The following is a 24949-nucleotide window of genomic DNA, read 5'->3' on the forward strand; positions in this document are numbered from 1 at the left end:
AAACAGGAGACTTAGCGTATGGGTACATTTCGTTTTGCCGTAATGGGGGACATGCATTACTTGCAGCCTGAATCGCATAAGAATGTCTTCGGCGGACAACCGGGGACTGAGAGAGAGCTTAAGGGCCTGCAGAACAGATATTGGACCACTCAGCATATTTTGCCTCTCGTCATCTCCGCTATTCGCGAACTGAAGCCGGATTTTGTCATCCAAACCGGAGACATTATTCACGGCCATTGCGATAGCGCGGAAGACGGCATCCGGGAAATGAGCGAAGCGCTCGAAATGCTGGAAGGCTTGCAGGCCCCCGTTTATTTCGCGCTCGGCAATCACGACGGCACGCCGGGAAAGCCCGGTGACGAACCGGTCAAGCAAGTCCTTTATCCGGCCTTGGGCCAAGCTTTGGGGAGATCGGATATTGCCTCGGGATACTACACCTTTGAAAAAGAAGAATCTTTATTCGTTGTCCTGGAGTATCCCGGATTTCAAAAGAACGGCGAGCAGGCCGCGTTCCTTCGCAATGCGCTCGCGCATTCCGGCGAGTACAAGCATGTTTTTATGTTTGCGCATCCTCCGCTGATCCCTATTGCGAGACCTTTTTTTACGGATTTTGATTTTGTCAACACGATTCTTGGGGAAGTAGCCCGTTATCCGATCGATGCATACTTTTGCGGTCACACCCATAACCAGATAGCTTCGCTGCATAAAGTGGGAGACCGGTGGTTGCCGCAGCTCAAAAGCACGGTGCTCGGCAAGCCGGAAGTTGTTCCCGTCAACATTTCGGACGTTTGGCCCCTTCTGTGCGATTTGTCATCTGCGGAGTTAGGATGGGGCTTTATTGAAAATACCGCTCCGGGCTGGTGGATGGTTACTGTGGATGGGGAAGATGTACAGGCAGACTGGCACGTATTGCATAAAGCGGTATGCGGACAAATAAGCTGGCGAACCGGCGAGAAGGCCGTTTTCAAAGAAATACCGGACCTCCCTTCTACATTAGCGCCTTTGCCGCAACTCCACGACATTCGTTCGGTGCGCATCAAAGCGGCGGGCTCCAATTGCAAAGCCGCGAAAGGCTACCGCGCCTTTCTAAACGGAGAATTGGTCGGACATTTTCCGCCGCTGGAGCATTACGGAGCACAATATATCGAAGTGGATCCCAGGCATTGGCCTTTGCTGAAATCCGTCAACCGGATCGATGTTATGACGGCGGACGAAGTCATGTGCATCGGCGCCTTTCTTCTGGAGGTCAAAACCGAGAGCGTCTTGGTCCGCAGCCAGGTTTCCGATTATTTTGCCAACTCGGATCGATGGGACCATTGGAATATGAATCATCTGCAAAAAATCCGGATCGGCGAGACTATTTCAATAGATTTATTGTTTCAATAGTAATACGGTTAACCGCCGCGATGAGATCCGCACATACATATTGATTGCATCAAGGTTTTTTAGGATGTGTTTACTTTTGTTAATTATCACTAACGCACTTTATTTTCCATTAACGATTTTTATTTTCCCTCACCAACACACATGCATGGTGTCAGAATTAGTGAGAAAATGGTCTTTAAAAACTTGATTTTTCTCTGGGACCCTCAAACATCATACCAAGGAGCCTTTTTGTTTCTCAAACCTCGTATTTCAGAATGAACGAATTAAAGTACAAAATCTCCACCGTGTACTCCCAAATTAACGGAATAGGAAACGTTACTCTCGGATGCCTGTAACGGTGCTGCTTGATCTAGCAATAGTAACTTATATAGTACTTTATTTTCTTTGGACACTGACGAGAAGTTGAGATACTGCGACGCATGACAAACTGACGGTGACATAATAAAAGCCTCTGGAGGTCCGCCTGGGGAGGAACACCGGAGGCTGCTTGATATTATATTCCGGGGCAGAGTCGCACCCGGCGCAGATAGCGCTGTTATCGCTGTTCGTGCTGTTATCGCTGAAAACGCGATTTGCACCGGTTTGCACAGTTAGCCGCTGCAAGCGAAGCTTGCGCAGGTAACGCTTAAGGCCTTCTATTGGATCACATAGACGCCATAAGGTTCCATTTTTACATCCCCGTGAAGCTTGCAGTTTTTGAGCAAATCAATAAATTCCGTGTTAAACCGTACCGTTTGTTCATGCCCCGAATAATTCAGCAAAAAGATGAAACTTTCCCCGGTACCGGGATGCTTTCGGATGCTTAGTTCAACAGGCTTCGGCAGTTCCATATGCCCTTCTATCGGCGAAACGATTCCAAGCTCCTCGATCAAGGAAGCAGCGGCGGTAAGCTCAAAAGCTGCACCGAAATAATAAGCGGTGCCTTCCCCGTACTTGTTCCTGACTAGAGCCGGCTTGCCGGCGTAATAAGTATCCTGATAAACGGCCAGAACCTCCGCAGCCGCGGATTCTACCCGCAAAATATCATTAAAGGCCTCACCCTTTAATTCCCGGGTACCCGCTTGGGCCGTCATGATCACCGTCGGCGCCTGTTCATTGGGCCCTATTAAGGTGAAATCCTCCACCGTAATCCCGCACAGCTCTGCCGCGTAACCGGGCATTCTCATTCGCAGACAATGACCGTCTTTATTTTTATAGCCGCTGCGGCAGCCAAAAATGACCGTACCGCCTCGCCTTACATAATCCTTCAATACTTGTGCCGTCGCATCGAATAAAATCGCCGGATGCGGATAAACCAGTACCTTATATTTATTTAAATGCGAACAGTCCGCTTGATCCCTAAGATAAATAACATCGGCAGGTATATGATGATATTGAAGGGCTTTAAACCAGGCCGAGACACTTTTGCCCTGCATCTGTCCGTGCCACTTGTCCAGCTCTCCGTCCCATTCATTGTCGTAATCGCGAATAATCGCAATGTCCGCCTGATAGCGGGTGCCCACGATACGATCACCGACCTCAGCCAGTTCCCTGCCGATACCTGCCGCCTCCATTACTCTCCGGTTCGGTTCATTATGATAATCGTTAATGCCGTGCCAGTAAATTTCCGTTCCGAATACGGCGGTTCGCCAACGAAAGAACAGGATCATATCCGCACCGTGCGCAATGGATTGATAAGTCCACAGCCGCATTTGTCCGGGCTTAGGCGATGGCATTTCCATTTTATTGACCCAGCCTCCCGGGCCCGACTGCTGCTCCATCACGCAAAAATTAGGGGAAATATCCCGGGCTACACTTAGGTTCAGGCTCCATTTGCGGTCTAGGAGAGGCTCTTCGCCCTTGTCAGGGTAGATCGTGCTGAAATTCGGATAGGAATCATACGAAATAAAATCTAGGCACGATTCCGTCAGGCTATGGCTGTCCAAGTGACCGAATATCCCGTTGGTGGTGACCCAATGCCGGGGCGCGGCAATACGCAAAATGTCAGCCTGCAGCTGGGCAAAGGAGATCGCGCTATAGGAAATAAACCGCTTTTCATCCAATGCCTGATGAGGGTTAGGGGAATCGCTCACCGTAGGCCGCGTCAGATGAACTTGCTCCCAATCCGAATAGGTCTGGTTCCAGAATACAGCTCCCCACGCTTCGTTAAGACGCTCCAGGTTGCCGTACTTCTTCTGTAGCCATTCCCGGAAGGCCTTATGATCCGCTTCGGAATAAAAAACATTGATTTCGCAGTTCAATTCGTTATCGATCTGCCACCCCACCACAGCAGGATGGTTCTTATAATGCTCCGCCATTTTGCGGGTAATTTTGGCGCTTAATTCGCGGTAGACGGGCGAGTTATAATTATAATGCCTGCGCTGCCCGTGCTGATAAGAAACTCTCTGCTGAGAAACATTCAGCACTTCGGGATACTTGGCTGTGAGCCAAGCGGGAGGCGTTGCGGTCGGCGTCCCCAGAATGACTTCGATTCCATATTGATGAGCCAAATCCAGCACCTTATCGAACAATTCAAACCGGTATTCGCCTTCTCTAGGTTCAAACACGGACCATGCGAATTCGGCGATACGAATGATCGAAAAATTCATTTTCTTCATTCGTTTCAAATCTTCTTCCCACATCTCTTCCGGCCACTGCTCCGGATAATAGCAAGCTCCCAGCCGAAAACGCGAAGCTTCGAGACTCTTTTCCAATTTCGTCAAGCTGATCGCTCCTCTTCGTGAATCGGTTCTCTATATCCTATCCGGTCTTCCGCTTACGCTGCACCTTCTCAAGAGAGGCATCGCTATGCAGAGTGGACATGCACAGCAATCGGCGACCGGACTCCAGCTCCTGCCCAGTAATCATGCAAAGCTCGGGCTGCTCTTGTATCACGTCACCCTCTACGACTTGGTATAGGCAAGTACGACATGTGCCGTTGCGGCAGGTGTACGGAATGTCCACTCCTTGACTGAGAGCCGCATCGAGAATAATTTCCCCTTCCTTGACCTCGAATTGCTTTTGATCCGGAAGCGTTACTTTATAGCTAGCCATCCTGCATCGCCTCGAGCTGCTTAATTTTGGCCTGGATGCGGCTCCGGAACGGCTCATAGTCCCACTCCCGACGCGCATTGTTGATCCAGGTGTTCCACCTGCTCGCAGCCTCCTCCAGCATATCCTCCATCGCGTCGATGTCGCCTTTCAGCCGGTGCAGAAGCCACTTGTGTCCGTACTGCATGTGAATGCTTTCATCCGCCCAGTCATAATCGAAGTCCTGCGCGCTCGCGGTATCGCCTTGACCGGAGAATTGACGCAGAAGACCGCTCTTCCAGCCGGGGGAGGCGGACTCGAACCTATGGATCAGCGCAAGGATCGCCAGCTCTCCGTGCTCGCTTTGGGAAATATAGTGATCGGCGACCATCGGAATGTCGACTCCGATCTCGAAGCCCCAGGCCTTTAGCCGCTCCTCTCCCATCAAGCAGTGCCGCAGCTCGTCATAGCACCAACGGGCCGTATCCGAATAAAATTCCCAGGGCATATCGTCCCACTTCCACATCATCGTAGCCGTTGCCTCGCATGCCCACATTTCATTAATATGATTAATTCCCATATGAATTTGATGCTCCAGGAAGCTCGCATCCTCCGCCAAAAAATTGCTCGGCAGGTGGTATAGCGCCTTCTCGAAGCGGGGATCGCGCACCGGCACAAGCGGAAGCTCGTAGGCAGGCCACCCGAGCAAAGCCTGATACCGGCTTTCGTCAAGAGAGTCCGTCTTCTCTACTCCGAGAATGCCGCCGATATCCCGCAGCAATTGGCTGAGCTCGGTCTGCCATAAGTCGATCTGCGGATGCAGCTGCGCCAAGGTGGGGTAAATGTCCTGAATGTCAAGAAGCTGCTCGCCTATTTCATCGGAATAACGCTTCATAAAAGCGACGGTTGGAGCATCATCCAGCGGATCAGCATCCTGAAGATACAGTTGATAGGCCATTTTAAGCGCCCGCTTCACCACAAAGTAAGCACCCTCAACAAACTCGCGGTCGTTGCGGCATCTTACAAGCAATTCCGCAAATTGCACAAGCTTGGGGTCATGATTTTGATCAATGTCGCGCCGTGGATAACGCATCTCCAGAACCCTTGTGCGAAGGGCGTCCGCCCTCAGGGAATCCTGCCACATATGCAGCGGGACGATCTTCTTTAATTCCCAGTTTGAAATGCTCGTCAGGTAACCCCCTGAGGTTCTCATAACCTCTTTCTCCATAAAAAACAACCTTTTAAGCATTTCGGAAGCCGCTTCTACCGAACGTTTTTTTTGCTGCGCCATAGCCAGCATTTTTACCATCGGCATACACCACCTTGTGTTAGGGGATAACTTCCATGATCATCATAGCAGCGCACCATACTCAGGCCCTGCCGTCAGCCTTTTACAGATCCCTCCATAAGACCGGATATCAGCTGCTTTTGAAACAGGAAGATGATGAGCAGCAGCGGAATGACGCTGATAACTGAGCCGGACATAATCAGCTCATATGGGGTGCGGTTTCCGCTTTCCAGCGCCCGAATCGCCAAGGAAATCGTTTGATTCGAGGCGGAGCGCAGTATCACGCTCGGCCATAGGAAGTTGTTCCACTGTCCGACGAAGGTGACGATACCGAGGCTCGCGAAGGCCGGCTTCAGATTGGGCAGTACGACTCGGACAAACAGCCCGATCTCCGAGCAGCCATCTACGCGGGAGGCCTCCAGCAGCTCATTGTGAATGCCGGAGCAGTACTGCCTCATAAAGAAGATGCCGAATGCGCTTGCCACACCGGGCAAAATGACGCCCCACAGCGAATCCACCAGCCCCAAATTCCGATAGATGATGAAGAGCGGCACCATGGCAGTCTCCGCGGGCACCATCATCGAACCGAGCACGATCATAAACAGCAGCTTCTGACCGCGAAATTCATACTTGGCAAAAGCGAAGCCGGCGATGGAGTTAAAGAATAGGCTTAAGCCCGTGTACAGAATGGCTACAAAGAAGCTGTTGTAGAGAACGCGGCCGAAGTTATGCTCTGTAAAAAGCAGCTTAAAGTTAACCCACTGCAGCGAATGGGGAAGCCAGACCGGCGGATTAAGAAAAATCTCTGCTCTCGTCTTAAGCGAGGAGCTGAACATCCAAAAAAGCGGGAACAGCATGACCGCCGAGGTCAGCAAACAGAGCAGTAAAGCGGTGGTAAGGAGCAGTCTTTGCTTTGCCGTTTTGCCGGACCCGATTGCAGTCGGTCTGACGGCCGCCGTTGAAACCGATGCACTCATTTCCATTTCCTCCTCACGAATTGTCGTCGCGGAACAGCTTCAGCTGCACAATCGTTAGCGTCATCATCAGAAAGAAGAAGCAAACGGCAATGGAGGAAGCATAGCCGAAGTGGAAGTTTTGGAAGCTCTCCTGATATAACAATAGCACCGGTGTCGTCGTCGACTTCAACGGGCCGCCCTTCGTCAGAATAAACGGCTCTGTGAACAGAGAGAAGGTGCCAATCGTCGACAGAATCGTACAGAACGCAATGATTTTACGAATAAGCGGCACGGTTATCGACCAGAACGCTTGAGCCGGAGTAGCGCCGTCCATTTTCGCCGATTCGTAGAGATCTGCGGGAATATTTTGAAGTCCGGCCATAAGCAGTAGCATGTTGTAGCCCAGCCAGCGGTATAACACCATGAAGGCGACGGTCAGCTTGGCCCACCACGGGGAGTCCAGCCAAGGAATCGCTTCGTGGGTCCAGCCTGCGTTCATCAGCAATTTATTGATGAGTCCGTCATGAGTGTTGAACATCATCGAAAATACGAAGGTCACCGCTACCACAGAGATAATGTTCGGCACGAAGAAGACCGTTCGAAAAAAGCCCTTCAGCTTCATCCACGATTGATTGAGCAGAACGGCGAACAGCAGCGCGAGCAGGATCATGACCGGCACGTAAAGCACGAACAGCTGGATGCTGTTCAATATGGAGTCCCAAAATTCACGATTTGATAGGAGATCCTTATAATTGTCCAAACCGATGAAGGCTTTGTTCGAGCTCCCGTTCCACTTTGTCAAGGAAATGTAAAAGGAAAACAGGAACGGATACAGCGAAAAAATCGCAAACAGGATAAAAAAGGGCATGATAAAAAGGTAAGGCGCCGTCTTGTACTGCCATCTCCACAGCCGATGCTGTCCCATGATTGTTCACACCTTTCTTTTCGGAAGAAGGAGCCTCCCCTTCCGGGTCGACTCCTGCGCATCCTATTTCCGGTCTGCTTTCTTGCGAAGCTGGTCCGCCGCGTTCTTAAACGCTTCCGCAACCGGCGTCTTCTTCAGAAAAATTTGTGCGAAGGCATCGCTGGTCAGCTGGTTAGCAAGAGGGTAGTCCTTTGTATACGCTTGCGGATATACTTGCTTGACTGTCTCGGTGAAGATGGATTGTACCTTCTGTCCGCCGAAGTACTCGACAGGCTTCTGATAGACCGGATCGCTATACGTCGTCTCCAATGAAGGAAAGAAGCCGGCTCCTTCGACATATTTGGTCTGCGAGCTTTCTTTGCCCAGCATGAATTCGATGAATTTCCAGGCCGCATCCTGATTTTTGGAGTTCTTGTTAATTGCCAGATTGGAGCCGCCGTCGTTGGCACTAGCCCACTTATCTCCTTCGCTCCACTTCGGCATCGGAGCGGCGGCCCACAGTCCCTTGTTGTCCGGTGCGATCCAGGATTGGAGCAGGCCTACATACCAGGAGGCGCCGATAATCGTAGCGACTTTGCCGTCTTTATAGCCGTTAAGCCACGCGTCCTTCCACGATTCGGCATCAAACGTATATCCATTGTTCATCATGTCGGTCAAATACTGCGCCGTCTCGATGACCTCCGGAGAATCCAACGTAACCTTGCCCTTATCGTCGAAGTACCACAGACCTCTTTGCCACAGCATCGATTCGAATATACGGTTATCGGATACGGACCTGGACGAGCTGTTCATATAGGCACCGGTCTTCTCCTTGATGATCTTGGCGGCGTCCATATAATCCTTGGCCGTCCGAATTTTCTTCGCTACCTCTTGTGGGTCCGTCGGCAGTCCGGCCTTCTCGAAAATATCTTTGCGGTAAAACATGGCTACCGGACCGCTGTCCCAAGGCATGGCATATATTTTACCGTCCTTAGTAGCGTCAGACCACTTGAATTGGTTCATCTTGTCTTTGTAAGGCTTTACCTTCTCCGTCAAATCCGAGAGCCCGTTAATATCGACCATCTGCGCCATATGACTCGTCTCTAGGGTTACGACGTCAGGCACTTGATCGCCGGAATTGGCAGTCACGAGAAACTTTTGGTACAAATCCGAGCTCGCTATATCCTGGAACTCTACGTCGATATTCGGATACTGCTTCTTGAAGTCGTCCATGTTCAGCTTAAGAGCTTTATTCGAAGACTCCCAACCCCAGACAACCAGCTTTGCCGGCTTCGCTTCGGCTCCTTTCGATTGATCCGTTGTGGAGGAAGCGGCATTACCTTTGTCCGCACTGCCCGAGTCTCCATTGCTGCACCCAACGAGCGTCGAAGCCATTACCATCATCAGAGCGGCTCCGGCCGCTGCTTTCGTCGTCCATCTCGCCATTTTTCTTTGCCCCTTCCTAATGAACATGTGGAGTAGTATTGTGTTCATTATAGATGCTATGTAAGCACTTACAAACTGACAATTGTGGCGCTCACAGTGTTGATTTGTTAGCTTATCCGGGTGAAAACTGTGCGTTTAGGGGTGTATTTTTGTCTGCTGTCTGTACTCCGTCGGTGTAAGTCCCGTTTCCTTGCGAAACCATTTGCTGAAATATTTGGAATCGGGAATGCCTACGTGCTCTGCGATATCCTGCAGCCGCCATTCGGAGGATGCCAGCAGGGTCTGTGCCTGCTCCAAACGTCTCTTATCTATAAAATCCAGGAAGCTGACTCCGACCGAACGCTTGAAATGCAGACTGAAATAGCTGCGGCTCAGTCCGACATGATCGGCGACATCCGCAGCCGAGATAGGCTCATGAAGATGAGCAAGCATAAAGGCAACTGCCTCCACGATATTGTTGGGGCAGTCCGCTACAGACAGCCCGTAATCGCGCTTATAGCGATGCTGTAGCAAGAGCATTCGAATCGTCTCAAGCTTTTCCTCCGCACTCCGCAAGCCGTCCCGGACATTCGTGACAAGCTCCTCATCCGGAAGCTGAAGCTTTCGCAGCCAATCGCCGCATTCCGGATAGAGCTCTCGCGCAACTAGCAGAATGACGCCCTGCTCGCCAAGCTGAAAGCGTAATAGCCGGGATCCCCGTATTAATCGTTCAGGCATGCGATCGGCTAACCGCTCCGCGCTGCTTCCGGCCAGATGGATGACCGTGAGTGGGAAGCGCAGGAACGGATGCTTCTTTTCAAGGCGGCGCCACCATGATTGTACTTCGTTCTCCCCGTCGCCTGACAGCCAACCGATAAGCTGCTCTTTGAGCTCAGGCGACACATCCAGAGACGCTTCCGGCCGCAAAGGCGCAGTGGCTTGCTTGATCTCGGCTTGTAATCTGCTTAGATACGAATCGATTTCCTTCTCGTTGAAGGAAGTCTTCAACAGATATCCCGAAACCCCGTGCCTGATCCCTTCTTGCGCATATTTAAAATCGCTGTGACAGCTTACGAATAACACTTTCGTCTCGGGTGAAGCCTCTTTGATCTTCTTAAGCAGCTCCATTCCGTCCATTACGGGCATGGCAATATCACTAATAACCAAATCGGGATGATGCTTGCGGAACTCCTCCCATGCCGTCTCTCCGTTGGCAGCGTCAGCCACGACCTCCATGTCATACTTGCTCCAGTCGACTATTGCCTTCAAGCCCTGCCTGACGAGCGGCTCATCATCTGCAATAAGTACCTTGATCTGCTTATCCTGCATCCACGGTCTCCTCCTTATAAAGCGGCCATCGAATGGAAACTGTCGTACCTTTGCCTAGCTGAGAGTCAATGGCCAGTCCGTAAGACTCTCCGTAATGCAACTGGAATTTCTCATGCACATTGAACAGCCCCAGGCCCCCACGGCCTTTTCGCGGCGTGCCGGGTCTAATCACTTTCGGCACTTGCTCCGCAGGGATTCCCCGGCCATTATCCTTCAGAAGCAGAAGGCCAATCTCGCCCTCGCGGCACATCGTCAACGTAATATCCCCGCGCCCGTCCGTAAAGCCGTGATAGAAAATGTTTTCCAGCAGCGGCTGCAGCGTCATCCGAGGTATTAAGCAGTCTCGCAGGCTGTCGTCGCCTTCTACCCGGTAAGTGAAAACACTGCCGTAACGGTATCCTTGAATTTTCAGAAAATGCTCAATGCTCGACAGTTCCTGCTCAAAGGAAACGAGCTCCGCCGTTGAAGTTAAGCTGTTCTCCAGAAGCTGCGTCAGATGGAAGATCATTTGCGGCACCTCGTCCATGCCGGCCAGCTTTGCTTTCCATTGTATACTATTAAGCGTATTAAACATTAGGTGCGGATTGATTTGATAGTGCAGCATCTGCAGCTCCGCCTCCTTTTTCTTAACGGCCAGCCGCATATTAACCTGAAGGAGCTTTTGAATTTTGGAGGTCATGTCGTTAAAGCGTAAGCTTAACCTTCCCAGCTCATCGTTCGAGTCAACCGAAACTCTGGTTTCCAACTTACCGTTACTAACCAGGTTCATCGATTGGATAAGCCGTATAAGTGGTCTGGTTAAGGAAGAGGAAAACCAATTAGCCAGAAGCAGCGCAAGCAGCAGAGACAAGCAGCCGACGGCGATTGTATAGGAGCGTATGACCGATGAAGATTTGTAGAAGGTGCTCTTCGGGACGCGTACGTCAATCTTCCAGCCGTTCGTGTCCAGCGACTCCTGCCACCTTACATCGTCGTCCCTTGGCCTAAAGCTTTCGCTCGCGGTTTGGTATAATATTCGCCCCGCTCTGTCGGTAATAACAACGTTAGAATCCGTATCTTTCTCGAATCCGGCAATTAACTCCATGAATGCATTGGCTTTGAAATCAACCAGTAGTCGGGTATTGGCCGGAATTGCATACGCTTTCATAAGCGGCACAACGAGACTTAGCACATAGCTATAGCTTATGTTGTTGTAGTAGTCCGCTTGATGAAAGCCGACCCACTGCTCGCCCTGCGCACCTTGGGGGATGCTCCGCCACCAGGATAGCTCATGAAGCTTGTTCACTGCGATGGCCTGACTGGTACCGATGGTCATCCCGTCCGCAGGAACAATATAAATTCCTATTAAATCGTTATAGTTATGAGAATGTAAGAAGCTTTCCAAATTACGCTGTTCGACGACAACTTCATACGAGTCCGGATCGCCGAACCATTGATGCATGGGGTTGTATAAATAACCGATTACATCGTTTGAGATAATTTCCATGTTTTTCAGATTGGTATCCAGCGATTGCTTTAGCTGATGGACGGCATAGTCGCCGTACTTGCCGAATTGATCGTTTATGAGACCCGTTGATTTGTAGTAAGACAAGGCGCCCAGAGCGTTTAGAGGAATCATGGCAATCAGAAAAAACGTCACGACCATTTTGATTTGCAAACTCACATTCTTATAGAATCGATTTACAATATTCATCGGATAACCCCCTATGCAATAAGCAGAACTGCTCCTGCGTGACCCTTCGCTCATTCGAATTTAGTGCACTTTATTTTACAATGGTAGCACTTACAAAAGTATATCACAAATTTATACTTGCATCAGATGGGAGGGCGGCTGCCAATGGTTCAAACACGATGCGGGAAGCGGAACCGAATTGGGAGACTAGCAGAATTTCGGGGGACATGAGAGGAGTCTGTGAAAGCAAAATAGAGTTGGCCAAGCGCAGCTTTTGAGCTTCTCGGCATCTCCATTTTGTACAGTTTCGGAACGCACCGAGCTTCCGATTTCATGCTACTATGTTCGCTCGTGTACAGACTGCAGCCAACCTTTGATACGATCCGCGCGTTGAGCGCCCTCATCGTCAGCATATCACGCTTCATCTCAGCTTCGTTCGCATGATTCCGTATCGCGATCAGCTTGTGAATAGCCTTCCGGTAATTCCTACGTCATTTCCGGAAGGGTTGTCTGCTCATGATCTTAAACTATGCTGCCCATAGCACAGCGAGGCCGGCGAATCATTTTCGCGGCAGCCTCGTGGTGTAGTGTTCATTCAGCTCTTGTTACCCGTTAGTGCAGCGAAGGGCTACCGTGCTGCAGCCCTTTGATCACTAACTTGCGTATTCCGTTAGCGCAAGAACATTGATTTTAAACATACACCGTCTTTGCTAAAGCATGAGCTTTTAAATCGTTTTCCAGTTACGCATGGTTGAAGGTACGTTCAGCTTATAAAGATTGTTCGCAAGCTTTGAATTACGGACGCCATCACGAAGTAATAGGTAAACTTCCCCACCATGAATTCTAAAAAAGATAACGCTTACCTATTGCTACTGTAACGTAAGAGGATATGGCTGAGGTTATCGCGAATATCTATTATTAAGACGCCAAGGAATTTTTTTCATTCCAGTTAAACTGACTGAAGCCGCCAAGGCAGAATGGAGTAGAAAGCCTGTGAGAGAAGCCCAGTATGAGGACCTGAAGCGAACAGAGAAAACGAGCAAGATGCTGACCAGTCTATACTCGCCGTATTGTGATTTTATACTTTACCCGTCCAGCCGGGACCCTTCCATTACTCTTGCTATGCGTGTTCTGAAGCCTGCACAGCCCGGCTATATTCAAGCTGGCACCCATGGCTGGCATATGTCCATTGATGCCTTCGAGCATATGGAGCAGCCGTCGGAGGGTATAGAATACCTCACCCTGCAGGTGGATATGCGCGGTCGGGCATATTCAACTGGAAATCCCGACTGCAACGGCTGGGAACTGTATGACGTAATTGATGCAGTGAACTACGCAAGAGAGCACTATTCCGAGTTCATCCTTGATCCAGAGGTGGTCTACTTCGAGTCGGGAAGCGGCGGCGGCGGCAATGCATTTGCGCTAGCAGGGAAATTCCCGGACTTTTTCGCGGCGGTTAATGCACTGTACGGCATCTCGGATTACGCCCTGTGGTATGAGAATGACAGCGTAGGTGAATTCCGTGATGAGCTGGATGTTTGGGTTGGCTCCCCCCCTGAGGCAGACAGGATGGCATATGACGCCCGCAGCGGCATTACTACCGTAGGAAATTTGCTGACTCCCCTCTTTGCGGCGCACGGAGAGACAGATGTTCGGGTGCCGTCGGAGCATTCCCGGCTTTTTATCAAAAAGGCGGAGGAACTCGGCAAAAAAGATCTAGTGAGCTATTACGAGATGGAAGGTGTGGGAACCCGCAGTCATCTTGGTAATATAACGCAGGAGCAGCATTTACGAATGAATACACTGGCGAGTGAGAATCTGGCTGCACATCGAAATCCCGTGCAACTCCCCCGCAAGGGAGTACTGGTAGTAGCCGGCTATCTGTTCACCAAAGCATTCTCTGTTGTACTGGATTCTATTGACAAGGTGGCGCATCTCAATTACGACCTAGAAAAGAAGAGCTTCACTCTGGATTGCGCAGTGCCATGCGGCTTCACCCTGCAACTCCATGCTGTGGTTGACTGAGCTGGGTATTGAATGTAAAAAAGGAACTATTCCTGTATTGAATTAAAAATGCAGATTGCAAAACAATATGCGCAACGCCTCCTGTATTTGATTCTCGTAAGTAGACCAATATGTCTCCAGGCTGACAATTTGAAATTTCGTTGAAAGTTAACATCGCCACCTTGTAGGCGATGTTTTTTTATGTTCAATATGTCGCGGTCATACTGCAGTAATGGGATAAAGTTCTTGTCATTTATGATATCAAGTTCTTGTCAACCGACATCAACTATGCTGACAGTTAGCGTAACGAGGCCGCCGATCATGGCGGCAACCCCGTGCTGGAAAATTGTGTTCCTTAACTTACTCCGAGATTGGACGCAAAATCGCAACAGAAATCTGTCCGTCTAAGGGCCTGTTACGAATTTTGCTGCTTTTAATCTGGACTCTACCTTGGTTTTGCTTTGCGTGGGATGATAAGACCCATGAACAAAAACAAAAAACCCGTGTAGCCTTTGACTTCGATCTCTTCAAAAATGTCTCTAGTATTGATGCATCCTTCTTTCATTCGTAAGCGAACGTAATTGTCAGCTGAAAATCCGGCTACATAATCATTTAATTTCCGGCCACTCGGCATAATGACCAGATTCTTCTGGTAAGCGTCGGTCATCATTGGTCCATGGCATTTGGAGATGTTTGCGGGTTTTTGAGGGCAGGCAGCAGAATGCCGTCGATTAGCGCAGTGAAGAAACGCTTGTCGAACGGTTTGCGCAGGATGAGTCCGCGAAAAGAAGCCATTGAAGTAATGACCTGGCAAGCCATCTCAATGTCCGCGTGAGCGGGAATTTCACCGCGGCCGACGGCTCGGTGCATGAGCTCGCGGTTCACGACAACCCACGGCTCGAAAATCCCGGCGTTTACCGCTTCTGGATGCTGCGAGAAAAAGGAGCCTAGGCCCGCGATGACTCGAAGTTTGCGCTCACCTTCCTCGATCGATTGCGGCTTCAAAAGCGCGAGGAAATCATCGCGCAAGGTTCCTGTATCGGGCAAGCAGTCGAGCTCAAGATGATTTCGGTTCATCCAGGTCAAGGCGTCTCGGACTAATTCTGCCTTGGAAGACCAGCGGCGGTACACCGTCGCCTTCCCAGCCTTCGCTCGAGCCGCGACCAAGTCCATTGTCATACCATCAAAACCCGCTTCGGCGAGGATGTCGATTGCCGCCTGCTGCGGCAGCAGCGATAATGTGGATATTGCGAACAGCGGCCCCCAAGCTGTCTTGGAGGAAGGATCCGAGAACATCCTCAAGCCAAGCGATATAGTGTATAATTTTATATCGTTTAAATAAAAGGATGGCCGTGATTTGTTTTTTCATTTATCTTCCTCCAAGAATATAATAGCCTCTCAGCAATCGTCGAGGCAGTTTGGACAGGCTTTACTCTTCATTTATATGGAATTGTCATCAAATCATTTATGTATTTGCACGGTTTGTCCTTCTTTGGGCCATAGTATATCACCGTTGAAAATTTTTCGTGCCGCTTCCACACACCCGTTAACACGCGCGTGAGGGCCATGAATAAGCAGCAATTGTTCTACGCCTGCAGCAACGGCAATGCGGGCGGCATCTTGTGCTCCGGAATGAAGGGACTCATTATTGGACGGATCTCCCGCACCCGGTCCCAGAGCCGCTTCATGCACCAGAAGTTTGCTGCCCCTAACAAACTCCGCGATGGGAGGGTGATACGCAGTATCGCCGGTGAATGAAATTACGGCTCCGCTATTGTTATCGGTAAACCGATAACATAACCCGGGTACCGGATGTATGGTACCGCAAGTCTCCAGCCGGAACTCTGAAGTTTCATAGGATTCTCCGGCCTCAAGGGGAATCAACTCCGGCTTCCCTGCTTTAACGATATATCTCCCTTGATTTAGAAACTCCAGCGTCCGATTGATCGTAAGCTCTAAATCTCTTTTCGGACCCACGATCTTCAATCCTCTTAGATCTTTCTTTTTCATCAGGATATAGAACAATAATGAAGGTAACGATAAGTAGTGGTCCTGGTGAAAATGTGTGAAAACAAGATGCTCGATTGAAGTCGGTTCTATACTGAGCTTGCGTAAATTTTCAGTCACTTTCCAGCCGGTATCAACCAAAATACGATCGTTAATTAACATACTGGCTGTGTCGCTCCCTACTTCGGGTACAGCACTGGAAGTGCCTAAAAAAGTAATTCTTGTTGTTAAGTCCTCCATAAAATTACCTCCACGTTAACGAGATTCAATTTTTATTAAAAATTAATAGTCACTTTACGGATTATTCGCTTACGAACGTTCTCCGCTTTGTCCTGACAGCGAATGACGTTGAACCGTCGTTTGTGTCGTGAGCATGTGCGGTTGCTCCCCAAGCTGCGGTGCCTCTTGCGTATGATCCGACTCCTTCCCGGTCGTTATGTCTTTAAATTCCCTGCAAAATAAGCGAATATCCGCCCCCATACAAAACACCTCTACATTCATGTCTTCCGGCTCCAGCGGGTTTAGACCAGGAACCATTTTTTTCCCGCCGTTTCCTCCTTTATAATACAGAGCAATATGATCCGGTTCTTGAATGAGGGCTGATAGGATCGGTCCCACTTAAACAGCAGAAATCCGATGATCCATGGGGAAGCCATCAACCAGCCCATCAGATTTTCTTTCCGTCTTCTTTTTTTTACGGACCTGACCAGCATGACTTGGGCAGCGGCTGACTTTTCAGCATATTAACCCTTTGCCTTGTTTTCCTGGATGATTTTGTTCAGCTCGTTTTCTGCGGCTTTCCAGCCCTGCTCCACCGATACCTTGCCGCTGTACATTTGATCCAATGCGTCCTTAATGACACGCTGCACCTCGGGGTACGATACCCATTCGCTGAAAACCATAGGCTTCGCATAGCTTAAACAACGTTGGAACGCCTTAAGATTGGCAGGCTTGTCCGAGCTGAAAAACGGATCCTGCGCTTCGCCGTAAGTCGGAATATAGACGCCTTTCTCAGCATACACCTGCTGCGACTCCTTGCTCGTCAACTGCTCCAGCAGCTGGATAATTTCTGCCTTTGCTTTCGTATTCGGACCGACAATATAGCCAAGCACGTTGGAGGATACGAACCTTTTGTTCGTGTTCGGGGAAAACGGAATTTCCGCTACATCCCATTCAAAATCTTTAATTGCGCGGTATTTGGGCATCGTATAGTTGCCGACGTTCATCATTGCAATTTTACCCGTCATAAATAAATCGTCAACGCTTTGATCCTTGATGAAAGCTGGTGTTGGAGACACTTTATCCTTCACCGCCAAATCAGTCAAAAACTGCATTGCTTGAATGCCTTCCTTGCTGGCAATCGTGCATTGATCCCCAGCCTGATTGAACAACTCTGCTCCGTTCGACCACAAATATTCAAAGGTGGGCAAACGATTGACCGGCACCAAATAGCCGTACTGGGTAATGTCGTTCCCTGATCGCTTGGTCAATTTGATTGCAATGTCGCGAAGATCGTTCCAGGACCATGATTTTTCGATTTCCGAAGGCAGCTTGAGCCCTTCTTTTTGAATCAATGTTTTATTGAAGACGATTCCCGTGCTGTCCACTCCGAAAGGAACGCCTCTGGTTTGGCCTTTATATTGGTACGTTTGCACGAAAACACTGTTCATCTTTGCCAGGTTTTGCTGTAGCTTCGCGGAGTTTTTCACTTCCTGCGTAATATCGGCCGCCTGTTTTGCCCGGGCGAACGTTTCGAAATTAGGACGGGTCATTACAAACAGATCGGGGCCTGTACCCCCGGCAATACTGATCGGCAGCTTTTTCCAATAATCATCATACGGAAAATATTGTACAGTGACGTTCAGGTCGGGAAATGCTTTTTTAAATTGGGCGACTTGCGCGTCGATAACTTCTTTGGCTTCCGATGTCCATGTTTGGAACACGAGATCGGTTACTTTGCCGTTGCTCGTGCCGACTTTGGCACAAGCGGCTAGGATGCCGCCCATCGAGGAAAGCATCATCAAACCTCCCGCCATTTGCGTTCCCTTTACCAAAAAATCTCTGCGTGACAGCTTCGTTTCTTTTTCGTTCATGAGCTTGCAGCCTCCTTCGATTATACAATAGTTGTATGACCGTCTTTCGGCCATTCGACTGATTTTGAAAATATTTGGCTTGCGACCTGCACGCATTCATCCGCAGTGCTCAAGGGACCGTGGATCAAAAGCAGCTTTTCCACCTGCGCAGCCTCGGCAATCCGTGCGGCGTCAACAGCGCCTGAATGCAGTGCCGGGTTGTTATTCATATCGACAGCAATCGGACCTCGTGAAGCTTCATGAATAAGTAAAGAGCTGCCTTTTACATGGTCTGCGATGGGAGGATGGTAAGCCGTATCGCCGGTGAACGAAAAGACGCGTTCCGATAGCTTGTCCGTAAACCGATAGCATAGACCTTGCACCGGATGCACGGTTTCACAGGTATGCAATACAAAGTTTTCATCCTCGTATGAATCTCCGGGTTGAAGTGGAATCAGGGTTGGGGTTCCTCTATCCTCGAAAAACCGTTCGAATTGCAAAAACTGTTGAGCAAGCTTAACCACCTTCTCCAGGTCGTCCGCCGGCCCGACAATTTTGAGACTTGCCAAATCCTTCCGTTTCATGGTGAAGTAAAAAATGAGCGCCGGCAGCGACAAATAATGATCATGATGTATGTGGGTAAAGAAAAGATACTCGATGTTCAAAGGATCTATCTCGTACTTTCTTAAATTGGGAATGACAGACCACCCCGTATCCACCAAATACTTGCCATTGATAACAAAACTGGCTGTATCGCTTCCCAAATCGGGAACCGCAGTGGATGTTCCCAAAAATGTGATTGTCGTTTGATTATTTATGCTGCTCAAAATCGTACACCGCCTATTCTTGGTTTAATTTCTTTCACTCTATATAGTAGAGATGATTTGTTAATTATGTGTCAAATTTGAATGAAAAATTTGTTAAATACGGTCATTTTGATTATTATCAATCATTTAGAGGGATGATCGTCGTGGCTAAAAAAAGACGGCAGGAGCTAGTCAACCTGCTTAAAACGAATATGTTAATGAATGTTCAGGATTTATGCGTCCGATTAAACGCGTCTCCGGCAACGATCCGCCGGGAATTGATAGAGCTTGAAAAACTGGGACTGATTAAGCGGGTAAGTGGGGGAGCTTGCTTCCGTTATCGGGAGATTCGGCTAGCAGCCAATATGCGAGCCTCTTGAACGACCCTTACTTGCCGTATAAAAAATCAATTGCCCGTGCTGCAGTCTCGCTGGTAAAAGAAGGAGATACCGTATTTATCGATGCCGTCTCGACCAAAAATCAAATTGCAGACTTGCTCGTCTCTTCACCAATATATCGATCGTTACGAATAGCGTTGAAATAGCGTATAAGTTCGTCCGCAGAAGATGTTTCGGTTTTTGTAAGCGGCGGATCGGTCAATGAAACCATTTCCGACGGGAGCATTGTAGGGCAATTGGCGGAGATGATGATTTCGCAGTTTCTGGGGAAATAAATGCTTTGTTGGCAGTTCGGGGGTAGATACGAAACACAGCCTTACGGACCCTTATTTGTCCGTTGCCAGCATTAAAGCCAAAATGATCGAGAACTCGTCCCAAGTTGTTCTGATTGCGGATCACAGTAAATTCGGCAAGGTAAATAAAGCTTTTGTAACTTCGATTGATAAAATACAACATGTCATTACAAACGACCGGGTTTGCGTCAGGACTGCTTGATTAATCTCATTCGGTTCTAGATAACTCCCAATAGCTTAAAGAGGTTGTTCGATTATCTTCGGCAGACTCATGGATTTGTTGTATTGAACTCTTGTTTCTCAAGAGTTGCCCTCTTTTGGCCTAATTCGCGTCAACTTGTGATGGCGAGTTTGAATTGGCTAATGTTCTTGTCGTTCGCCAGGTATTTAAAAAATACCGGCTTTCGAAAAATTCGCGCCAAATAAAAAAAGACACCTCACGGTGTCAGTTTATTTGTTTTGGGGTGACTTTAAATAGAGGGGCCATTTCCAGCTTCCTTATAATAATAGTATAACTCCCAATAAATACACGGTCGCATTCCATTGAATTTGCGCCAGCGCACTCGAAAACTGTTCGGCCATCGTAGGCATGGCGATGTTGACGATCCCGACATCGAACGTCGACATCAGCGTCCCCATATTCACTACATACAGTATGCCCCAGCGGTTCGAATGGCTTGCGCCGTCACCTTAATGTTCATTTCCGGAGAAGTCCGAGTTCAACACCACTTCTTTACTGCTTCTGGACGATTCATAGATCGCAAGGATCAGCTCGACGGATTTGCGCGCATCTTCACCCGAAACGAGCGGAGCTCGATCATCGCGAATCGCCCGAATCATATCGTCCAGCAAAATGTAATGCCCGTCGCTGGCGATTTTGCTCGGATCGCTGCCGGAATACACCATCCCCTCCACTTGCGGCATCTCTTCATCACTTCCTGCGAATTTCCATTGCTTAAACCCGCTATCCCCGAAAATAATGGTGCCATTCTCACCGTGCAGCTCGAAACGTGTCTCCTGACTGGGAAAGACGGATGTCGTGCCTTGAATGACGCCGAACGCTCCGTTCTTGTATTTCAGCACGGCGACAGCCGTATCCTCGACTTCGATGTCGCGAAGCAGCGGAGCGGAATAAGCGAATACAGAATGTACGTCTCCCGCCAGCCATTGGATCAGATCGATGCCGTGCACCCCCTGATTCATAAGGGCGCCGCCGCCGTCGAGCGCCCAAGTCCCTCTCCACCCGGCGCTGCGGTAATATTCCGGGCTGCGGTAATATTTTAAATAGGCGTCGCCCAGTACAAGCTTGCCGAGCTTTCCTTCTTCGATAGACCTTTTGGCGACGATGGACGCGGGCATGACCCTCCGTTGAAACACACAGCCGAGCTTCACATTGCTTCGCTTACACGCCTCTATCATTTGAGTCATTTTTTCACTTGTGATTTCCAGCGGTTTCTCGCAAAACACATGCTTACCGGCTTGCGCTGAAGCAATCGTCACTTCCCCATGCATACCGCTGGGCACCGCCACCGATATGACATCAATATCGCCCTGCTTCAGCATTTGTTCGTAATCGGTATAAACGTACGGGATGGCGTATTCTTCGGCCATCTTATTCGCTTTGTCCTTCTCTACGTCGGCGATAGCGACTAGCTCCGCATCCGGATGGCCGGCAATCGCTTTCGCATGAAACGGGGCGATCACTCCGGCCCCGACAATGGCAAATCTCATTTTGTCCGTCATGTATTGGTTCTCCTATTCATTCCACACCGAAAAGCCGGTGCAGATATTTGCACGCTAAACTCGTTTCCTCTTCAAAATTTTTCCACAAGCATTCGATCGAAATGCGGCTGTCATATTCGGCGCGACGGATGCAATCAAGGAAGACGGGATATGGGTAGTCGCCCAAGCCCGGCGCGTACCGGCTATCCGAAACGTGAACATGTCTGATCCATTCTTTATGCCGCACGATATTTTCCAAAGGCTCGTTTTCCTTGTACATATGATAGAAGTCCGCCAATACGCGTATCGATTTCCGATTCACTTTTTCGGCGAAATGGACCGCTTCCGGGACACTGTTGATGATATTCGATTCCGTCCTGTTGAGCGGTTCGATCACGATCGTAATACCGGCCGGATCCGCGAGATCCGCGAGTGTATCGAGGAACTGCACAATTTGTTCTTCCCCTTTTGCCCGCGGAAATCCTTCCGGCAATGTTCTCGAGCCGCCGCTTCCGAATACGATCGTGTCAGCGCCGACCGCTTTGACTCTTTCCAACGCTTTTTCCAAATAGCGCTGCACTCTTTCGCCGTCCACATTATCGCCTACGATTTTCAAATCGCGCGGAAGCAAAATGTTAAACGATTCGATGGGAAGCGGGCTCTCCCGATACTGCTCCAGAACATCCCGCACCTCGGAATCGCTTTGTTCCGGCTGTAAAGAAACGACTGTACATTCGATAAAATCGAACCCGGCCTGTTTCACAATCCCGGCCTTGTCAATGGGTGCGCATACGCCGAATTTCATCGCATTGTCTCCTCTCATATGTACAGGACGGCGTCACGAAGTAACGTGAAGCCGTCCTAAATTTGGAATGTTATACCCGTTATGAACCGGTCACAACCTCTTTCTTCATTAACGGAATCGATATGGACGTTCCAGAGTCGGAAGATTGGTGTGCGGCTAACGACACCTGCAGCGTTCTCGCCGCTTCCTCATATGGCGCCAAAATGCCGGAGGCGTCCTTCGTAAGCACTGCATGAATGAACGCATCGTCCTGCTCTTTGTAGAAATTCACTTTGCTCTTGTAAGTGACGGTCTTATCCTTCTCCATAATCGTCAAAGTCGTGCCGTCAAGGGTGACCCGGAAGCCGCGTCCTATCACTTCCAAACTGGAACGTCCGTCGGGCTGCTCTACGAAGGAGGTGTCGAGATGGCCGACCGCTCCGGAGGCGAAACGCAGATTAACGGAATACACGTCGGGGATGTCGATTCCCGGTACATCCTCCATGACCCGGAGAGCCATATCCGCCGAAACCTTGTTGACGTCTCCGGCCAAGTAAAGCATTAAATCCAAATTATGCGTCGTTTGCTCGATCAGCTGTCCGCCGGATTTAGCCATCTCCCGCCACCAAGGAACGGTTACCAAAGAACCGAAGCGGTGAGCGCGCACCATGGCGATCTTCTTGCCTTGCAGATACTCCCTGGCCTTCGTTACCGTATCGAGATAACGCAAGCAATAACCGGTTCCGGCGATGATTCCGGCCTTTTGAATGGCTTTTGCCTTCCGTTCCACCGTTTCCATATCGAGGCCGACCGGCTTTTCCACGAACAGATGGATGCCGCGTGCAGCCGCTTTTTCTTCCATATCACCATGTGCAAACGGAGGCACGCAGAGGAACAAAGCGTCGATCTCTACACTATCCAGCATTGCATCAAAATCCGTATACGGAACGACGTTGTACTGCTGAGCGGCTTTCTCGGCGCTTGCTTTGACAATGTCGCAAACGGCGACAAGCTCCGCTTCGTCGTTTTCCTGCAAATTTTTCAAATGCTCGGCGGCGATGCCGCCAACCCCTACTACCGCTACACGCACCATATCGATGTCCTCCTTTGACTTTTGCTCTACACTTCGGCCCATAGCCGTTTGGCGTTTTCCATTCCGATTCTGGAGCCTATACGGCAGTCTTCCATCCCCTCAAATTCGATGGATATATAACCGTCATAGCCCGAGCTTTTGATAATGCGAATGACTTCCGGCATATCGATGTCGCCTTGCCCTACGATTGCGCCGCGCAAATAATTGCCTGCCGACGTCTGAAACCACCCTTCGCCAGGGTTGCGATACGATGGACGAAGGTAGAAATCCTTCAAGTGGACGATGGAAGCGTAGCCGATATTTTTTTTGACTGCCGACACCGAATCTTCGTCAACACACATGAAATTGCCGATATCCAGCGTCGTTTTATAATTGCTTCGATTGACGGCATGAATGAGCCTTTGCACCCTGTCGCTCGATTGTATGAAGTACCCGTGGTTTTCGACGCTTGTCGTAATTCCGTACTGATGCGCATAATCGGCGATGGTGCGGGCCGCATACACCAAGCTATCCAAGTCCTCTTCCATTTGCAATACCGTACATTCGGGTTTTGGCCGAAAAGCGATGTCGTGCCGCATCGTCGATACGCCGAGACGGCGCGCGATATCGACATGGTTTTTGACGCGTTCGATTTCGGCCTCGTACTCGACTGCGGTCGGCTTAATGAAATTGGAGGACACGTTGTAGCTCGATACGTCGATGCCCTTTTCGTTCGCCTTGTGCACGATGGCGTCGGCCAGGTCCGGCGTTTCCTCAAGATTGAAACCGTGGGGGGAAATTTCCACATGTTCCCCGCCATTGTCGGCGATCCATTCGATGACCTGCAGAACATCCATTTCGCCGGATTTGATCGCCCGGGATAAGCTGTATGTACTTAAGCCGATTTTCAAGTTCTATGCCTCCTATGAATCGAGTTATCGCGCTTCCCCGCTAATGATAAAATCCAAATGTCTGGACGTATCGTAGATCAGTTGTTCCGCAGTGCTGGCATAGGCGTCAAGCTCCGCTGTCAGTGTATCGGCATAGCCGATATCAAGCAGCGCCTCCCTTACCCGTGCCCAAGGCACATCGCCCGCCAAAAGCGGAACGAAGCCGTTGTAATTGCCTACATTCGGTTTAAAATCTTTCACATGAACTTTCTTGATGCGGTGGCCGAGGATGCGGATCCATTGATCCGGAAAACCGACTATAAGCGTATTTCCTACATCGTAGTAGGCGGCGGCAAACGGAGATTGAAGCTCATCGATATAACGCGCCATCTCCAAAGGAGACTGCAGAAATTTGTTCCACACGTTTTCGATTCCGATATAGATGCCGCGCGCTTCGGCGTCCGGCACTAGCTTTTGCAGCTCCTGTTGACTGCGGGTATAGCATACGTCATAAGAAACTTCATCGTTGACCCTCCCCGGGACGACGAGAATCGTATCGATCCCAAGCAGCGATGCGAGCTCCAGCTGCTTCTGCACGGCCCGCCGGCCCGCAGCCCGTACGGATTCGTCATTCGAGGTCAGCGGGTATTTGCCGAGCAGGCCAGTGGACAAGCTGCGCAGCTGCAGGCCGTAATGGCGCGCCATAGCGCCGATCGCCTCGGCCTCCGCTGCGGTTGTGTCCATCGTCAGCCCAACCCCGCCCGGCTCGTATACGTTCAATTCCACCGTTTCGTATCCGGCTTTTTGGCATGTTGCGAAAATCGTTTCCAGTGGAGTTCCAGTCGGAAAACACCATTGATTGATACCCTTAAGCATCTCAATCTCGCCTCCACATCATAGTCAAGATTCGAGCGTGACAGTGCGTCGTCGCG

General features: G+C 49.8%; 23 protein-coding genes and 1 pseudogene. 5 read left to right on the forward strand and 19 right to left on the reverse strand.

Annotated features, from left to right (window positions below):
- Positions 1–18: 18 nt before the first annotated feature.
- Positions 19–1386, forward strand: coding sequence for a metallophosphoesterase family protein (locus O9H85_RS04245; protein ID WP_269880050.1), 1368 nt, complete (start codon positions 19–21; stop codon positions 1384–1386).
- A 635-nt stretch (positions 1387–2021) separates the two neighbouring features.
- Here O9H85_RS04245 and O9H85_RS04250 read toward each other — a convergent pair.
- From O9H85_RS04250 to O9H85_RS04285, 8 genes are all read right to left on the reverse strand, one after another.
- A complete protein-coding gene (locus O9H85_RS04250) occupies positions 2022–4088 on the reverse strand; it encodes a beta-galactosidase (protein WP_333474159.1) in 2067 nt (688 codons plus the stop codon).
- A gap of 37 nt (positions 4089–4125) precedes the next feature.
- Positions 4126–4419, reverse strand: a complete 294-nt coding sequence (locus O9H85_RS04255; protein WP_269880051.1) for a 2Fe-2S iron-sulfur cluster-binding protein — start codon at positions 4417–4419, stop codon at positions 4126–4128.
- Complete coding sequence (locus tag O9H85_RS04260; protein WP_269880052.1) at positions 4412–5704, reverse strand: DUF455 family protein; 1293 nt, start codon at positions 5702–5704, stop codon at positions 4412–4414. The genes O9H85_RS04255 and O9H85_RS04260 overlap by 8 nt, the downstream gene beginning before the upstream one ends.
- Before the next feature lie 74 nt (positions 5705–5778).
- Complete coding sequence (locus O9H85_RS04265) at positions 5779–6660, reverse strand: carbohydrate ABC transporter permease (protein ID WP_269880053.1); 882 nt, start codon at positions 6658–6660, stop codon at positions 5779–5781.
- A 13-nt stretch (positions 6661–6673) separates the two neighbouring features.
- Positions 6674–7564 carry a carbohydrate ABC transporter permease gene (locus tag O9H85_RS04270; RefSeq protein ID WP_269880054.1) on the reverse strand — a complete coding sequence of 297 codons (891 nt, stop codon included), beginning with the start codon at positions 7562–7564 and terminating at the stop codon, positions 6674–6676.
- Between the two features lie 63 nt (positions 7565–7627).
- A complete protein-coding gene (locus O9H85_RS04275) occupies positions 7628–8989 on the reverse strand; it encodes an ABC transporter substrate-binding protein (protein WP_269880055.1) in 1362 nt (453 codons plus the stop codon).
- Positions 8990–9124: 135 nt separating this feature from the next.
- Positions 9125–10297, reverse strand: a complete 1173-nt coding sequence (locus tag O9H85_RS04280) for a response regulator (protein ID WP_269880056.1) — start codon at positions 10295–10297, stop codon at positions 9125–9127.
- Positions 10287–11990: a cache domain-containing sensor histidine kinase gene (locus O9H85_RS04285; RefSeq protein ID WP_269880057.1), complete on the reverse strand. Its 1704-nt coding sequence runs from the start codon at positions 11988–11990 to the stop codon at positions 10287–10289. Before O9H85_RS04285 ends, O9H85_RS04280 begins: the two co-directional genes overlap by 11 nt.
- A 972-nt stretch (positions 11991–12962) precedes the next feature.
- On the opposite strand from O9H85_RS04285, the gene O9H85_RS04290 reads away from it, so the two are divergent.
- The gene (locus tag O9H85_RS04290) at positions 12963–13994 is read left to right on the forward strand and encodes an alpha/beta hydrolase family protein (protein WP_269880059.1); all 1032 of its coding nucleotides are present in this window, start codon (positions 12963–12965) and stop codon (positions 13992–13994) included.
- 645 nt (positions 13995–14639) lie between these two features.
- Here the strand turns inward: O9H85_RS04290 and O9H85_RS04295 are convergent.
- The 5 genes from O9H85_RS04295 to O9H85_RS04320 all read right to left on the reverse strand — a co-directional run bounded on the left by O9H85_RS04295 (position 14640) and on the right by O9H85_RS04320 (position 18879).
- Positions 14640–15269 carry a TetR/AcrR family transcriptional regulator gene (locus tag O9H85_RS04295; protein ID WP_333474160.1) on the reverse strand — a complete coding sequence of 210 codons (630 nt, stop codon included), beginning with the start codon at positions 15267–15269 and terminating at the stop codon, positions 14640–14642.
- Between the two features lie 165 nt (positions 15270–15434).
- Positions 15435–16220 carry an MBL fold metallo-hydrolase gene (locus O9H85_RS04305; RefSeq protein ID WP_269880060.1) on the reverse strand — a complete coding sequence of 262 codons (786 nt, stop codon included), beginning with the start codon at positions 16218–16220 and terminating at the stop codon, positions 15435–15437.
- A gap of 69 nt (positions 16221–16289) precedes the next feature.
- The gene (locus tag O9H85_RS04310; protein ID WP_269880061.1) at positions 16290–16517 is read right to left on the reverse strand and encodes a hypothetical protein; all 228 of its coding nucleotides are present in this window, start codon (positions 16515–16517) and stop codon (positions 16290–16292) included.
- Between the two features lie 206 nt (positions 16518–16723).
- Positions 16724–18073: an ABC transporter substrate-binding protein gene (locus O9H85_RS04315; RefSeq protein ID WP_269880062.1), complete on the reverse strand. Its 1350-nt coding sequence runs from the start codon at positions 18071–18073 to the stop codon at positions 16724–16726.
- Positions 18074–18093: 20 nt separating this feature from the next.
- Entirely contained in the window at positions 18094–18879 is a 786-nt protein-coding gene (locus O9H85_RS04320) for an MBL fold metallo-hydrolase (protein ID WP_269880063.1), read from the reverse strand.
- A gap of 134 nt (positions 18880–19013) precedes the next feature.
- Here O9H85_RS04320 and O9H85_RS37655 point away from each other — a divergent pair, with 134 nt between their 5' ends.
- The 3 genes and pseudogenes from O9H85_RS37655 to O9H85_RS37665 all read left to right on the forward strand — a co-directional run.
- Entirely contained in the window at positions 19014–19238 is a 225-nt protein-coding gene (locus O9H85_RS37655) for a DeoR family transcriptional regulator (protein WP_409348101.1), read from the forward strand.
- Positions 19239–19249: 11 nt separating this feature from the next.
- Positions 19250–19402: a sugar phosphate isomerase family gene (locus tag O9H85_RS37660; protein ID WP_409348102.1), complete on the forward strand. Its 153-nt coding sequence runs from the start codon at positions 19250–19252 to the stop codon at positions 19400–19402.
- 121 nt (positions 19403–19523) lie between these two features.
- A pseudogene (locus O9H85_RS37665) lies at positions 19524–19751 on the forward strand (DeoR/GlpR family DNA-binding transcription regulator); the annotation flags it as partial.
- A gap of 296 nt (positions 19752–20047) precedes the next feature.
- On the opposite strand, the gene O9H85_RS04325 reads toward O9H85_RS37665, so the two are convergent.
- From O9H85_RS04325 to O9H85_RS04350, 6 genes are all read right to left on the reverse strand, one after another.
- On the reverse strand, positions 20048–20194 hold the full coding sequence (locus tag O9H85_RS04325; RefSeq protein WP_269880064.1) for a hypothetical protein: 147 nt from the start codon (positions 20192–20194) through the stop codon (positions 20048–20050).
- 45 nt (positions 20195–20239) lie between these two features.
- Positions 20240–21292, reverse strand: a complete 1053-nt coding sequence (locus O9H85_RS04330; RefSeq protein ID WP_269880065.1) for a Gfo/Idh/MocA family protein — start codon at positions 21290–21292, stop codon at positions 20240–20242.
- A 16-nt stretch (positions 21293–21308) separates the two neighbouring features.
- Positions 21309–22076 (reverse strand): sugar phosphate isomerase/epimerase family protein, encoded by a 768-nt coding sequence (locus O9H85_RS04335; protein WP_269880066.1) that lies wholly within the window; start codon positions 22074–22076, stop codon positions 21309–21311.
- A gap of 79 nt (positions 22077–22155) precedes the next feature.
- Positions 22156–23148, reverse strand: coding sequence for a Gfo/Idh/MocA family protein (locus O9H85_RS04340; RefSeq protein ID WP_269880067.1), 993 nt, complete (start codon positions 23146–23148; stop codon positions 22156–22158).
- A 26-nt stretch (positions 23149–23174) separates the two neighbouring features.
- A complete protein-coding gene (locus tag O9H85_RS04345) occupies positions 23175–24038 on the reverse strand; it encodes a sugar phosphate isomerase/epimerase family protein (protein WP_269880068.1) in 864 nt (287 codons plus the stop codon).
- Between the two features lie 24 nt (positions 24039–24062).
- Positions 24063–24893 carry a sugar phosphate isomerase/epimerase family protein gene (locus tag O9H85_RS04350; protein WP_269880069.1) on the reverse strand — a complete coding sequence of 277 codons (831 nt, stop codon included), beginning with the start codon at positions 24891–24893 and terminating at the stop codon, positions 24063–24065.
- Positions 24894–24949 lie beyond the last annotated feature (56 nt).

The organism is Paenibacillus gyeongsangnamensis, from assembly GCF_027533625.1.
Lineage (GTDB): Bacteria > Bacillota > Bacilli > Paenibacillales > NBRC-103111 > Paenibacillus_G > Paenibacillus_G gyeongsangnamensis.